The organism is Virgibacillus sp. LDC1 (assembly GCF_025792345.1).
In the GTDB taxonomy this organism is placed as follows: Bacteria; Bacillota; Bacilli; order Paenibacillales; family Paenibacillaceae; genus Paenibacillus_AQ; species Paenibacillus_AQ lautus.
On record NZ_JAOXLZ010000006.1, the window covers coordinates 500237 to 514977 of the forward strand.

The window sequence follows — 14741 nt, forward strand, 5'->3', positions numbered from 1 at the left end:
AAATTTGTAGAAATTATTTAGCTGATCAATTTCAGACCAACAGCTGAGCACAGAATCATGGCAATAAACAGCACCCGCCGCCACTCCTTTGGTTCCCCGAACAGGAACATCCCGGTGATCGCGCCGCCCGCGGTCCCGATTCCCGTCCAGATAGCGTAAGCAGTCCCCATAGGCAGTACGGTCATGGCGTAGGAGAGAAGGGAGAAGCTGGCGGCAAAAGATACGGCCAAAATCAGTACATAGCGCCATCCCTTTCGCTCCGACACGCCTTTGATGCCGATGACGCCGCCGATTTCGAATAATCCGGCAAATACAAGAGCAACCCAGGCCATTACTTAGTCACCTCCGGTTCTGCATGATCCGCCGTAACCAGCTTAAGGCCGATCACCCCTGCCAGCAGCACGCAGATCAAAAGCACCTTAAGCAGTTTAAACGGTTCTCCGAAGAACAGCATTTCGGAAGCGACCGTTCCGGCTGTGCCGATTCCCGTGAAGACGGCATACACCGTTCCGACCGGCAGCCGTTTGGCTGCCTCGATAATAAGATAGAAGCTGACTGCAATGGCGGCTACGGTTCCAAGCCATTCCCAGATGTTAGAGGAATGCTTCAAACCCATAACCCATATCACTTCAACCAATCCAGCAAGCAGCACAAAAACCCAGTTGCGATTCATTATGATTGTCACTCCTTTTATGAAAACACAGTAACCCCTCATGGCTACCAATTCCTATTCTCCTTAAGCCTTTTTATCATGCGTAGAACAGGAGACATTAACTCTTGTGGGTATACCTTTGTTTCGTTACTCCTAACCAATACACGGGCCAAGCGGCCACGAGCCGTCTCATGGCCCGTTCTTCTCCGCCGTACACGGTCTCCAGATGGATTCCATCCAGCAAGGTCATATAGGCAATTGCGGCATTCCGCGGATAACGGATGATGCGTCCGTGCACCGGGCAACCTGCGGCAAGCAGTTTTGACAGGTTCTCTTCCTGCTGGTCCAGCAATGGATACACCATCCCCATCACTTCGTCATACAACGCGCTTGGCGGGAAGAAGGCCATCCGCAAGAAGAACCGGACTTCATCATCCAGGCGATAAGCTTGCAGACGGCTTTCTAGAAATCCGTGCAGCTGCTGCTCCAGCGGCCAATCCGCATGGTCGAGGAAATACGCTACCATCAAGTCCTCTTGACGCTGGAATACGTCCTGAAGCACCTGCAGGAATAAATCCTGTTTGCTTGAAAAATGAGCATAAATCGAGGGCTTCTTAATCCCGCAATCATCAGCGATATGTTTCAGCGATGCCCCTTCGTAACCGTTCTTGGCGAAGTGGGCAAGGGCGGATTGTTTAATGTTGGCGGCACTCATAATCATCCTCCTAACTAACGATCGTTAGTTTAATTTTTAGCAAATAGTTTTAGCGTTGTCAATATATTATTTTTGAGCATCGAGCCTTGTCGTCTCATAGAGAACAGTCTTTAGTTCCTGGGGGAGATCATGTAGAATATGGGTGATCGGCATCGTACATACAAAAGAGACGAAAAACGATGAATAAACAAGGGGTAAACGGACATGAGAAAGGGAATTGAGGCTGTACTGATCACCGCGCTTTTGTTCGCGTTTTATTATTTTGGCATGGATTATTTCGGGAAGACGACCGGGACCATTATCGGGATATTCTCCACCTTAACCGTAGTATCCATCGGATTCATGATTTTTATGGAGAATCGTCATCCCAGCAGCACCATGGCCTGGATTCTGCTGCTGGCACTCGTCCCGATCGTCGGGCTTGTCTTTTATTTTTTGTTTGGACAGAATTATTTCAAACGGAGAAAGTACGACAAAAAAGCACGGAAGGACGGCCTGGTATACACCAGCGAGGTCCTTCGCAAAAGCACTCCGGACGTCTCCTGCTTCAAGCCGGAAGTGCAGCAGCTCCTTCAGCTGTCTGCCCGGCTGGCGCGTACGCCGATTTCCTTCTCAAGCGAAACGCGGGTGCTGACCGATGGGGAAGAGACCTTCGAGGCCTTGATCGCGGAGCTGGAACAGGCAACGCATCATATCCATATGGAATATTACATTTACCGGCCGGATGCCATCGGAACGCAGATCCAGGAAATTTTGATACGGAAGGCGAGAAAAGGGGTTGCCGTGCGGTTCATGGTGGACGCCGTTGGCAGCTTGCAGCTGCCGCCTACCTTTCTGCAGGAGATGAGGGATGCGGGCATACAGGTTGCCGTATTCGGCAGTCCCAAGACGATATTCTTCACGAGCCGCGTGAATTACCGCAATCACCGCAAAATCGTTGTTATTGACGGCAGTGTCGGATTCGTGGGCGGATTGAATGTGGGGGATGAGTATTTAAGCCGCAGTAAGGCATTCGGTTTCTGGCGCGATACCCATATGCTTGTTCGCGGAGAGGCTGTCCGAACGCTCCAGGTCGTCTTTTTGCAGGATTGGCAGTACATGACGGGGGAGCAGCCAAGTGAGCCGATCTATTATTCACCGGATTTGCTGGAGAACCGTGCCGGTGCCGTCCAGATTATCGCAAGCGGACCGGACAATGAGCGAAGAGCCCTGAAAAACATCTTCTTCTCCATGATTGTGTCGGCTCGCAAGTCGGTATGGCTGGCTACGCCGTATTTTATACCGGATGAAGACATATTCACCGCGCTCAGAGTTGCCGCCTTGTCCGGTCTTGATGTGCGGATTCTGTTTCCGTCGAAACCGGACAAATGGCTGCCCTTCCTGGCTTCCCACTCCTATTTTCCGGCTCTGCTGGATGCCGGGGTAAGGGTATATGAATATGAAAAAGGGTTTATGCACTCAAAGCTGCTGATCGTTGACGGCGAAGTCGCAACCATTGGCACAGCTAATATGGACATGCGGAGCTTCCACCTTAATTTTGAGGTTAATGCTTTACTCGTTCATACGGAAAGCGTAGGCAGGCTGGTATCCGATTTCGAGCAGGACCTGGAATCCGCCATCCTGTACGACCGCAATCATACCCGTAAAAAAAGAATCATGACCCGGCTGCTGGAGTCGGCTGCCCGGCTGATGTCACCTCTGCTGTAAGCGGTGGAGGTGGGTAACTGGCGATACATACCGGCCCTTTATGCGCGCACATACATAATATTGAAAGAATTTTAAAAGGTAGTGAAACCCAGCCATTTTTGCAGTTTAAACAGGATGTCCTTCATCCATGTCGTTTTTCCCTGATAAGCCTCGGCTTCGAGACTAAAGGCTGCGCCTTCATTGAACCATATCCGATGAAAGTAACGGTCCAGGTCCTGGGCGAGCGGATGATCCTTAGGTGCGGCTATCCACAGGTTGTTTTCCAAATTGAGATCGGCCAGATTCCGCTTTGTGAAATTGGTTGACCCGCCGGTAATCACGGACTTGCCTGTCGGTTTGGCAATGTACATGAGCTTGGTATGATACTGCTCTGTACCGGTGTTGTACCAGCGAATGGAGATGTTCCCCTTGGATTTCTTGATGAGCTCAGCGGCAGCCGGACGGTTGGGGATGCCGATCTTATCCCGGCCGAAGGCGTTTTGGTTCGGATCCAGAATGAGGCGTATATCAACGCCGCGGTCCGAGGCTTTTAGAAGCTGGTCCATGACGTTGCTGTCAGCCAGATAGAACATCCCCATCCAGAGCGTGTCCCCGGGCTGTGATTGCCCAATGGCCTCCAGAACATATTTATAGATTTTCCCTTCCGTCAAATAACGAACATCGACATCGTTTGCTTGATCAGAAGGTTGCACGGGTGGCTTAGAGCCCGGCTCATACTCCGGCAGTTTGATGGGGCTTGTAAGGTTAACGGCGGCTTGCTCGGCTGCAAGCATATCCCCGATGATGTCCCCGCTCGTTTCGAAGGCGATGTTGGAGTGGAACGCACTGGCGTCATGGATGTTGGCCGAAGTGACCAGAGCGGTGTTCTCGCTGATGACGACTTTACGGTGATTGGCCTTCACGTTCAGCAGCTTCAGATAGGAGCGGACCGTAATATCAGGTGCTTCGCTTGCCATCAGATTGGGGAGTGTCCCCTGGCCCGATTGGCCGAACCACTGGACGAACGTACGCCATACGGCGGAATAGGCGGGTGTGGAGTCCCGCAGCCGGTCGACATCGGTGATGATCACATGAATGCCGGCAGCCTTCATGGCCTCGAATTCCGGCAGCGAATAGGAGCCATACCCGGTATTCACTTCATCGGAAATAAAGAAGATATCCATGTCGGGATTTTTCTTCTTATGGGCAACAAGGCGATGGGCAAGCTCTTCGCTGACTTCGGGGAATTCCTGACCTTTATGGGTGTAGCCGTTGAACAGAAACATATCGATAACCAGGAACTTTCGGGATTCATCGATAATTTGACCGATGCGTGGTCCGATTTCACGATCATGTACCGGTTGACCGTCCGGTCCGGGATAGGTCAGGTCGGTCCACATTTTAACGTCGCTCTGGTAGAGCGGGCTTTCATAGGAGATTCCCTTCGGTAGCGGCTTATGAGTCTGATAGACCATTACGCCGATGAGCCAGAGTATAAGAAGGACAAGGCAGATGAAAATCGTTGTTCGCGTTCGGGAGCTTTTGATATTCGGTTTCCCTGGTACGAGCTGCGTGCCTGGATCGCCTGCATCGGTTGTATGTAGATCCTCTGAATTGCGGTGATGAATGAAATGGTGGAAACCCAATATAGCCCATCCTCCTATCGCTGTCATATACCGTTAATTAACATGAAAGTCCTGCTCTGACGCACTCTTCGTTTCTGCAATTCAGAAAGTGTGAGATTTGGAGCCTGAGTTGATCCTAGGAAGCCGGGGTAGAATGATATTCGGGTTTGTTTTTTCAAAACATGCGGTAGAATGGGTGAAGATCGAGTGGTTTATATTTTTGCTTAAGGATGATGTGCATATCCATGCAGCCGGGACAACCTGTGATGCCAATGATATGCTTATATATGGTTAATTTAAAAGATGAGCGAAGTGGATAAGGAGGCACGGGATGAATTCAGAACATAAAGAGACTGCGGGTAAACCTGCTGAAACCATTTCAGGCAGAGGATTGGAAAGACCCGAGGGCAGGCTGATGCCGGAAGTGTCCACGGGCGAACGGAAAATAGAGCATGTACGTTTATGCTTGAATGAGGAAGTAGGCTCCGTGGGAGTAACCACAGGTTTTGAACGTTACCGCTTCCGTCACTCCGCACTGCCGGAAATCGATTTTGACGATATTAAGCTGGACACTACATTTCTTGATTTTTCCGTACGAACACCCTTTCTGATCAGCTCCATGACTGGCGGAAGCAAAGCCACCGGAGAGATCAATAGACGTCTGGCTGAAGCCGCGCAGCGGCGCGGCTGGGCCCTTGGGGTAGGCTCCGTGCGCGCCGCGGTGGAGAAGGAAGAGCTTGCTCCTACTTTCCGTGTCCGGGAGAGTGCGCCGAGCGTCCCGGTTATCGCCAACCTTGGAGCGGTGCAGCTGAACTATGGTTTTGGCCTTAACGATTGTCAGCGGGCGGTGGATATCGCGGGCGCGGACATGCTGGTTCTTCATCTAAACGGACTTCAAGAGGTGTTTCAGCCGGAAGGGAATACCCGGTTTGGCCGTTTGCTTGGGCGAATTGAGGATCTGTGCCGTACGCTTTCGGTACCGGTTGGCATTAAAGAAGTCGGCTGGGGAATCGATGGTGAAACGGCGCGGAACCTGCTGAATGTCGGGGCGGCCTTCATCGACGTGGCTGGTGCGGGCGGTACCTCATGGAGCCAGGTTGAAAAATTCCGCAGCCCGGATCCGGTTCGCCGCGCTGCGGCTGAGGCTTTCGCCGGGTGGGGCAATCCTACCGCGGAATGCATCGTGGAGGTGCGCGAAGCTGCGCCAACCTGTGCGCTTATCGGCAGCGGCGGGCTGCAGAGCGGCGTCGATGCGGCCAAAGCGCTCTCGCTTGGCGCCGATCTGGCTGGCTTCGGGCGTGGACTCCTGGGATCGGCGGTCGATTCGGTGGAAGCGCTGGATCAGCGGCTCGCCCAGGTGGAGTTGGAGCTGCGGACGGCGATGTTCGGAATCGGCGCGGCGAATATCGATGCGCTGAAGTCAACCAAACGGCTGATTCGTGTTTAAATGGCCGGGGTGATTGGCGGGATCCACATTAAAGTGATGGCAGTATATTCGTGTTGAAGTCTATCGGGTATCTGCTATAATTAATAAGATTGTTTAACAGGCGATTAGTAGCTCCGGCGATAAGAACCGAAGCTGTGTAATACTTACCCATAAAGAAGTAAACCTGATAAGGAGTTGTCACATAAATGGCTTTAAAAGCAGGAATCGTCGGTTTGCCAAACGTCGGCAAATCAACATTGTTTAATGCGATCACGCAAGCGGGCGCCGAATCGGCCAACTATCCGTTCTGTACGATTGATCCTAACGTCGGCGTCGTGGAAGTGCCGGATGAGCGCCTCGACAAACTGACCGAACTGGTTCAGCCGAACAAAACGGTACCGACCGCTTTTGAATTCGTGGACATCGCGGGCTTGGTTCGCGGGGCAAGCAAAGGGGAAGGTCTCGGGAACAAGTTTCTTGCCCATATTCGTGAAGTGGATGCCATCGTTCATGTTGTTCGCTGCTTTGAAGACGAGAACATTACCCACGTTGACGGTAAAGTGAACCCGGTCAGCGACATCCAGACGATTAATCTGGAGCTGATCCTTGCGGATCTCGACAGCGTGGAGAAGCGGATCGACCGCGCGAAGAAGAACATGAAGGGCGGCAACAAGCAGTATGCTCAGGAGGTAGAACTGCTGGAGCGCCTGAAGGAAGCTCTTTACAACGATCAACCGGCGCGGAGCGTGGAGCTGAGCGATGATGAGAAGCTGATTGTTCGTGATTTGCACCTGCTGACATTGAAGCCGGTGTTATACGCGGCTAACCTGAGCGAGGACGGCGTTGCGGAAGCCGACAGCAATCCTTACGTGCAGCAGGTTCGTGATTTCGCGGCTGCGGAGAACGCGATCGTGGTTCCGATCAGCGCGAAGGTTGAAGCTGAGATTGCCGAGCTTGAGGGCGAGGACAAGGCGATGTTCCTTGAGGAGCTGGGGCTGGAAGAATCCGGTTTGAACCGTCTCATTAAGGCGGCTTACAGTCTTCTGGGATTGTACACCTACTTTACGGCAGGCGTGCAGGAAGTACGTGCCTGGACGATCCGCAAAGGAACGAAGGCTCCGCAAGCGGCAGGCGTGATCCATACCGACTTCGAACGGGGCTTCATTCGTGCGGAGGTCGTAGCTTACGATGACCTGGTTGCGGCCGGATCGATGAACGGCGCGAAGGAACGCGGACAGCTTCGTCTGGAAGGTAAAGAGTACGTTGTGAATGACGGCGATGTTATGCACTTCCGTTTCAATGTGTAGCAATTGAACGATTCAAAGGCCATGGCTCCATGTCACTTTGTGCATGGGACCGTGGTTTTTTTGAAGGGGAGAACCTTTATCGTCCGGTCAACTGCCTGCTAGTCAAATACGTCGTTTCATGGTAAAATAAAAAGTCGTTTACACTTCATTGTTGATGCGAAATGGAGTGCAAAAAGACATATCTTCAGGAATATATCTTAGAGAGGTGAATTCCTTTGTTGGACCGATTACAATCCCTTGCGGATCGTTACGAGAAGTTAAGTGAGCTGCTGTGCGATCCTGATGTCGCTAATGATTCCAAGAAGCTCAGGGATTATTCCAAAGAACAATCCGATTTACAGCCTGCTTATGAGGCTTATGTTGAATATAAAAATGTTATTGAAGAACTCGAAGCTGCCAAAACCATGCAGGGCGAAAAGTTGGACGACGACATGCGCGAAATGGTGAAAATGGAGATCGAGGAGCTTACCCAGCGCGAGCGCGAGTTGGCGGAGAAGATTCGGATCTTGCTGCTGCCGAAGGACCCGAATGATGATAAGAACGTCATCATCGAGATTCGCGGCGCGGCCGGCGGCGACGAGGCGGCACTGTTTGCTTCCGACCTGTACCGGATGTATACCCGTTATGCGGATACCCAGGGCTGGAAGGTTGAACTGATGGATGTCAACACGAACGATCTGGGCGGCTTCAAGGAAGTGATCTTCATGATCAATGGCCGCGGCGCTTACAGTAAAATGAAATTTGAGAGCGGTGCGCACCGTGTGCAGCGTATTCCGGCTACGGAATCCGGCGGTCGTATCCATACCTCCACCTCCACCGTGGCGGTCATGCCGGAGGCGGAAGAAGTGGATATCGAAATCCATGACAAGGACATCCGCGTGGATACCTTCTGCTCCAGTGGTGCAGGCGGTCAGTCCGTTAACACCACCAAATCGGCGGTACGCGTAACGCATATCCCGACGGGGATTGTGGCTACGTGTCAAGACGGCAAATCGCAGAACTCCAATAAAGATAAGGCGCTGCAGGTGCTTCGTGCTCGTATCTTTGATATGATGCGCCAAGAGGAAGAAGCGAAGTATGCCGGGGAGCGGAAGAGCAAGGTAGGTACAGGTGACCGCAGTGAGCGGATCCGTACGTACAACTTCCCGCAAAGCCGTGTAACCGATCACCGGATCGGACTTACCGTTCACAAGCTGGATCAAGTGATGAACGGGGAGATTGAAGAGATCGTTTCGGCGCTGACCCTTGCGGAGCAGGCTGAGATGATGGAAAAAGGAGTATAACGCTTTGAAGCGGACGATATTCGAATTAACGCCGCAGCGCAGCATAAGAGAAGCCTTTGTAGAGGCTTCTTCTTTTTTAGACGGCATGCGGGTAATGGAACCGCAGCGGAATGCGCAGCTGCTGCTGGAGCATGTGCTGGGATTGTCGGGAACCTCATACTATATGGCGCTCGCGGAGCCGTTTCCGGCGGACCGCCGCCACGCCCTGGAAGAAGCGATCAATCGCAAAGCCCGAGGCGTTCCTGCGCAGTATATTATCGGCGAACAGGAATTTTACGGCCGGCCGTTTGAAGTTACGCCAGCGGTTCTCATTCCGCGTCCGGAAACGGAGCTGCTGGTGGAAGCGGTGCTGAAGCATGGGCAGGAGCTCACTCCGCGATCAACCGATAGGCTACAGGCCATTGATATTGGCACCGGCAGCGGGGCCATTGCCATCACGTTGGCATTGCAGTCAGAAGGATGGGATTTGCATGCGAGCGATATTTCGCCTGATGCGCTGGAAGTTGCCGCGCGGAATGCGAAGCAGCTGAACGCCGATGTCGAGTTCCGGCAGGGGAACCTGCTGGAGCCATTCGCGGGCATGGCCCCGGACATCCTCGTCTCCAACCCGCCGTACATTCCGGCGGAGGATATTGAGGGGCTGCAGCCGGAAGTCCGCGATTATGAGCCGCGAACGGCACTGGACGGCGGGCCGGACGGATTGAATCCGTACCGGATCATGATGGCGCAGCTGCCCTTGCTGACAGCCCCGCCACGGCTGATCGCTTTTGAGCTGGGTATGGGTCAGGCCGAGGATGTGGCGGAGCTTCTGCGAAGTGCAGGGCACTGGGAGGAAATCGTCACGGTGCCGGATTTGGCGGGGATTGACAGGCATGTCTTGGGAATATCCCGTTAATTGTGTTCTGGGTGGATTTCTTTTAAAATAGATGATGGGCTGAGCCGATTACATTATTGCTGTTGTTCAGATCGCTACATTACCTCAATTGGCAAATCAGTGTGTACAGCTCCGGGCACAGGGGGACCAAAGCATGCTTCAGAAATTCAAGAAGATTGATTTTGTTATCGTTTTTGTACTGTTGATGCTGATGGTTGTCAGTATTACATCGATATATAGTGCCACGCTCGACACCACTGGATTCGAAAAACACCATATCAAGATGGCGATCTTTTATATCCTCGGATTTGCAGCCTTTTTCGGGCTCAGTTTGATTGATTATCGGTTATGGAATAAATACGCACTGCACATATACATCGGCGGGTTATTAACCCTTTTGCTTCCGTCCTTCATCGGCCAGACCAAAAATAATGCCACGGGCTGGATTAATCTCGGTATCGTGGATTTTCAACCGGCGGAATTGTTTAAGCTAGTGCTGATTATATTTATTACCTATATTCTTATTCGTAAGAATAAAGCGAAGTTGTCTTTTTGGCGGGACATCGTACCGATTGGGCTCTTGACGTTTATCCCGTTTGCTGTTGTCATGGTTCAGAATGACTTAGGTAATGGACTAAGTTATATTGTCATATTACTTGGGTTGTTATGGATCGGTAATGTGAAGTTTTCGCACGCTCTTATCGGGCTGCTGCTTGTAGCAGGTATTGCTTTTGGTGGAGCACAGGCCTATATTCACTACCATGATGAGATTAAAGAATCAAAAATCATGGAGAGCCGCGGCCACTGGATGGAACGGATTGACCCATGGCTAATACCGGAGAAAGCAACGGCGAAAGCGAGTTACCATACAAACAACGCGAAGCTGGCCATCGCTTCAGGCGGTATGAGCGGAGAAGGGTACTTACAGGGAAGCTCCGTACAATCCTCACGTGTACCTTATACGTATTCGGATTCGATTTTTGTGCAAATTGCAGAGGAATATGGCTTTATCGGTTCTTCCGTTCTGTTGTTGTTATATTTCATCCTCATTCACAGGATGATCTTGATTTCATTGGAAAGCCGGGACAAAGCGGGGCCGTTTCTAATCATCGGTATTGTTGCCATGCTCCTGTATCAAATCTTTGAGAATATCGGCATGTTTATTGGATTGATGCCTTTGACAGGGATTACGCTGCCCTTCATCAGTTATGGCGGGACCTCGCTCATCATTAACATGGCGTGTCTCGGGGTCGTCATGAGTGTAAAGCTGCATGGACAAGAAGTGGAGGAAGATATGCCTAATCCTCAAACGTACCGTTCCGCACCACCTAAACAGGCTTGATTCGATTTATCGGATTTAGAATCAAAAGAGATGCTATCGAAAGCAGCATCTCTTTTGTATTTTTTGTTGGTATCTACAGGAGGGCCCGTGAATTGTATTAGAGAAGGAAATCTTTTAGAATAATTCATTAGGGGCCAGTAGGCATACTCCTTGAAACGCTCCATTGTAATGCTGCCGTTAGACGTTTTTAACGGATATCATCTGTATCAACGATAAGCGTTTGTCAAACTTTCTTTCCGAATAATCGTTATATGCCTGTATAGGCAAACCGGGGGGCTAACAGCTCCGGGCACAGGGGGACCATAAAGCATGCTTCAGAAATTTAAGAAGATGGATTACGTTATTGTTTTCGTACTGGTTTTGATGATGGGTATCAGCATTACGTCGATATACAGCACAACCGTTGACACCAAATTCGAGGGCTCTCATCTCCGCATGATTGCTTTTTACATTGTCGGCTTCATTGCTTTTTTTGGAATAAGCCTGCTGGATTACCGGTTGTTGATTAAATATGCTAAATATATTTACTTGGGCGGATTGGCCGTGTTGGTCCTCGTTATGTTTATCGGTAAGGATATCAACGGCGCCCAAGGCTGGATTTACATTGGCAGTTTAAGTATACAGCCTGCCGAATTGTTCAAGCTGATCCTGATTATTTTTCTTTCCTTTGTATTGGTGCGCAAAAACAAACCGCTGCTGTCCTTCTGGAAGGACGTTGTTCCGATTGGACTTTTGGCATTTGTGCCTTTTGTGCTTGTCATGGCCCAGAATGATTTGGGTAACGCGCTCAGTTATGTCGTGATTTTGCTGGGGCTGCTCTGGATCGGGAACGTTAAGTTCTCCCATGCGCTCATTGGGCTTGCGCTTGTGGCAGGCGTGGCCTTTGGAGGAGCACAGGCCTATATTCATTATCATGATGAGCTGCTGGAATCGAAAATTTTGAAGCCGCACTGGGTGGAACGGATTGATCCGTGGCTCTATCCGGAGAAGGCGACCGCCAAGGCAAGCTACCATACAACGAATGCGAAGCTTGCCATCGCCTCGGGCGGTATGAGCGGCGAGGGTTACATGCAGGGATCGTCGATCCAGTCGGGCAGAGTTCCTTATGCGTACTCCGATTCCATATTTGTGCAGATTGCCGAGGAATTCGGTTTTATCGGATCTTCCGTTCTGCTTCTGTTATATTTCATCCTGATCCATCGGCTGATCCTGATTTCCTTGGAATCTCGGGAGCGTGCGGGACCGTTTCTCATTATAGGGATCGTGGCTATGTTCTTATATCAGATCTTCGAAAATATCGGCATGTTTATCGGCTTAATGCCGCTGACCGGGATCACGCTGCCCTTCATCAGTTACGGGGGAACCTCCCTTGTGATCAGTATGGCCAGTCTGGGGGTAGCCATGAGCGTGAAGCTGCATGGACAGGAAGTGGAGGAAGATATGCCGGATCCGCATGCATATCGCCCGGCGGCTTCTAAGCAGGCCTAAACTTTTCCTTGCGGGAAGCTCAATAACCGCTCCATCTCTAGTTTAAAAATGTGGGCATGGAGAACAGACAATAAATAATCGAGCTTGGCGAAGATGCGATTCCGAATGGGGATCGCATCTTTTTTGGTTCGTGCCGCACCCATCTATGATTTTTATATCAAATTGCTAGATTCTACGTTTATATCTTTTTCCGGCGGACATACTGATAGCATCATAGAGTTTCGTCATAGAGAGGCGGTTGTCCGAGATGAAAAATTATAGTGAAACCCTCCGTATTATCGTGAAAAAAATGGTTGTGCTCTTATCGTGTATGTTTATGGTCATCATGGCTTGGGAAGGACAGCAGATTGACGCTTCCGTTGTTGGCGGTCCGATCCCCCAGGAATCGATACGTCTTCGCATTCTGGCGAATTCCGATAGCCCGTCCGATCAGCTGGTCAAACGAGAGATTCGTGATTCGGTTGTTGAGCAAATGCAGCTCTGGGTCCTGCAGCTGGAGAACCCGCAAAGCCTGGAAGACGCCAAAGAATTAACCCGGCAGCATCTTCCGGAAATCCGCCAATTGGTGGGTGAAGAGTTGAAGAAAAGAGGAATTACGTACAGTTACACCGTAGAGCTTGGCGTCGTGCCGTTCCCGACGAAGTTATACGGGGGCACGGTGTATCCGGCCGGCGATTACGATGCGCTGCGAATCACATTAGGGGAAGGTCAAGGGCAGAACTGGTGGTGCGTCTTGTTCCCACCGCTTTGTTTCATCGATGGTGGCAGCGGGGATGCGGCGGCGCAGCCTGTTGACACAGGTATCCAAACGGTTTCTGCAGAGGCTGGTGAAACTTCCCAAGAGGAAGCACCGAAGAATGCAGGCGATAGCGAACCGGAGGTCCGCTTCTTCTTGTGGGATATGTTCCTTGGCATTTGGAACTGGGTGGTAAGCTTGTTCTAGGATTATGAGTAAGCTGATTTTCAATCCTGACCCGGTATGATAAACTTTAATGTAGAAGAGTGCTTTCTCTTTGGCGCGACTGGTTTGAATGGGGACCGGCACGGGACTGAAGAACGAAAAGCGCTTTTTATTTTGGGACATAGGCAAAACTCGCATTGAAGTTTATATATTTCATATACAGAAAGATTGGGATAGGTATGGAACAGAACGGCATGGAACCTAACCAGCAGCGGGAGAACGGCTTCCGCCATGCTGCTGCAAAATCAACTCAAGTGTGGCACGTCTCGAACTCGCTTTCCAGGGAGGGCTTGGGCTCGGAGAAGGAAGCGAAGCAGGCATTGCGGGAAGCGGGGCAGGTGCTGGAGCTCGGCGGAACGGTGGCCTTTCCGACGGAAACGGTCTACGGGCTTGGCGTAGACGCCGGCAATACCGAAGCGGTTGAGCGCGTTTTTGCCGCGAAAGGCCGGCCGTCGGACAATCCATTGATCGTGCATATTTCGGAGCTGACTCAGCTCGACGGCTTGGTCCGTCATGTGAATGAGACGGAACGGGCGCTGATGGCAAGGTTCTGGCCTGGGCCGCTGTCGCTGGTACTGCCCGTTAAACCGGGAGCAGTATCCCCACGTGTGACGGCAGGGCTCGACACCGTTGCCGTGCGGATGCCGGATCACAACGTGGCGCTGGCCTTGATCAGCGCCGCCGGGCGTCCGCTGGCTGCGCCGAGCGCGAACCGTTCCGGTCGGCCAAGCCCGACGCTGGCCAGCCATGTCTTGGAGGATTTGGCCGGGGCGATCGACGGCGTGCTCGACGGCGGCCCTGCCGGGGTGGGCGTCGAGTCGACGGTGGTACAAGTCGGCGAAGACGGCGCCGTCACGGTGCTCCGCCCGGGCGGCGTCACGGCCGAGCAGCTTGCCGCCGTTGCGGCAAGCGTGCGCATGGACCCGGCGCTGCATCGCGCCGCCGGGGATGCGGAGAGCCCGGCGCCGCGCTCGCCGGGCATGAAGTACACGCACTACGCACCGAAGGGTGCGATGTGCGTGGTGCAGGGCCCGTGCGCCGACGCCGTGTCGGCACGCATCGCGGCCGAGCTTGAGGCGGCCGCCCGGCGCGGGGAGGTGACCGGCGTGCTGTCATTCGACGAGCACATCGGTCACTACCGCGCGGACGTTGCCGTCTCGCTCGGCAGCCTGGCCGCGCCGGAGGAGGTGGCCCGCCGTCTGTACGCCGGCCTGCGCCGGTTCGATGACGAAGGCGCGACCTTCATTCTGGCCGAAGCGTGTCCGGAGCAAGGCCTCGGAGCAGCCGTCATGAACCGGCTGTTGAAGGCCGCGGGACACCACATCATCGATGTGAATTGAGCTGCCGAATGAACGCTTTTGGCATCATTTACCCCTTGTCCG

13 protein-coding genes are annotated in these 14741 nt (G+C 52.2%); 9 read left to right on the top strand and 4 right to left on the bottom strand.

Annotation, left to right across the window (positions count from 1 at the left end):
* Nucleotides 1–17: 17 nt before the first annotated feature.
* The 3 genes from OHJ21_RS30070 to OHJ21_RS30080 form a co-directional block, all read right to left on the bottom strand.
* Complete coding sequence (locus OHJ21_RS30070; RefSeq protein ID WP_100540977.1) at nucleotides 18–332, bottom strand: DMT family transporter; 315 nt, start codon at nucleotides 330–332, stop codon at nucleotides 18–20.
* Nucleotides 332–673, bottom strand: coding sequence for a DMT family transporter (locus OHJ21_RS30075; protein WP_486022031.1), 342 nt, complete (start codon nucleotides 671–673; stop codon nucleotides 332–334). Before OHJ21_RS30075 ends, OHJ21_RS30070 begins: the two co-directional genes overlap by 1 nt.
* A 97-nt stretch (nucleotides 674–770) precedes the next feature.
* Nucleotides 771–1367, bottom strand: a complete 597-nt coding sequence (locus tag OHJ21_RS30080) for a TetR/AcrR family transcriptional regulator (protein WP_100540975.1) — start codon at nucleotides 1365–1367, stop codon at nucleotides 771–773.
* Nucleotides 1368–1571: 204 nt separating this feature from the next.
* Between OHJ21_RS30080 and cls the strand changes: the two genes are divergently transcribed.
* Nucleotides 1572–3074, top strand: a complete 1503-nt coding sequence (cls, locus tag OHJ21_RS30085) for a cardiolipin synthase (protein WP_100540974.1) — start codon at nucleotides 1572–1574, stop codon at nucleotides 3072–3074.
* Between the two features lie 71 nt (nucleotides 3075–3145).
* On the opposite strand, the gene OHJ21_RS30090 is transcribed toward cls, so the two are convergent.
* Nucleotides 3146–4699, bottom strand: a complete 1554-nt coding sequence (locus tag OHJ21_RS30090) for a phospholipase D family protein (protein ID WP_243390984.1) — start codon at nucleotides 4697–4699, stop codon at nucleotides 3146–3148.
* 310 nt (nucleotides 4700–5009) lie between these two features.
* Here OHJ21_RS30090 and fni point away from each other — a divergent pair, with 310 nt between their 5' ends.
* The 8 genes from fni to OHJ21_RS30130 all read left to right on the top strand — a co-directional run bounded on the left by fni (nucleotide 5010) and on the right by OHJ21_RS30130 (nucleotide 14699).
* Nucleotides 5010–6125 (top strand): type 2 isopentenyl-diphosphate Delta-isomerase, encoded by a 1116-nt coding sequence (gene fni, locus OHJ21_RS30095; protein ID WP_100540972.1) that lies wholly within the window; start codon nucleotides 5010–5012, stop codon nucleotides 6123–6125.
* 185 nt (nucleotides 6126–6310) lie between these two features.
* A complete protein-coding gene (ychF, locus tag OHJ21_RS30100) occupies nucleotides 6311–7411 on the top strand; it encodes a redox-regulated ATPase YchF (RefSeq protein WP_015737759.1) in 1101 nt (366 codons plus the stop codon).
* A gap of 215 nt (nucleotides 7412–7626) precedes the next feature.
* Nucleotides 7627–8694, top strand: a complete 1068-nt coding sequence (gene prfA, locus OHJ21_RS30105; RefSeq protein WP_326110966.1) for a peptide chain release factor 1 — start codon at nucleotides 7627–7629, stop codon at nucleotides 8692–8694.
* A 4-nt stretch (nucleotides 8695–8698) separates the two neighbouring features.
* Complete coding sequence (gene prmC / locus OHJ21_RS30110) at nucleotides 8699–9589, top strand: peptide chain release factor N(5)-glutamine methyltransferase (protein ID WP_486022034.1); 891 nt, start codon at nucleotides 8699–8701, stop codon at nucleotides 9587–9589.
* Nucleotides 9590–9722: 133 nt separating this feature from the next.
* Nucleotides 9723–10910 (top strand): FtsW/RodA/SpoVE family cell cycle protein, encoded by a 1188-nt coding sequence (locus OHJ21_RS30115; RefSeq protein ID WP_100540969.1) that lies wholly within the window; start codon nucleotides 9723–9725, stop codon nucleotides 10908–10910.
* Nucleotides 10911–11219: 309 nt separating this feature from the next.
* Nucleotides 11220–12398 (top strand): FtsW/RodA/SpoVE family cell cycle protein, encoded by a 1179-nt coding sequence (locus OHJ21_RS30120; RefSeq protein WP_100540968.1) that lies wholly within the window; start codon nucleotides 11220–11222, stop codon nucleotides 12396–12398.
* A 247-nt stretch (nucleotides 12399–12645) separates the two neighbouring features.
* Nucleotides 12646–13341, top strand: a complete 696-nt coding sequence (gene spoIIR, locus OHJ21_RS30125) for a stage II sporulation protein R (RefSeq protein ID WP_326110960.1) — start codon at nucleotides 12646–12648, stop codon at nucleotides 13339–13341.
* Between the two features lie 197 nt (nucleotides 13342–13538).
* Nucleotides 13539–14699, top strand: a complete 1161-nt coding sequence (locus tag OHJ21_RS30130) for an L-threonylcarbamoyladenylate synthase (RefSeq protein WP_486022036.1) — start codon at nucleotides 13539–13541, stop codon at nucleotides 14697–14699.
* Nucleotides 14700–14741 lie beyond the last annotated feature (42 nt).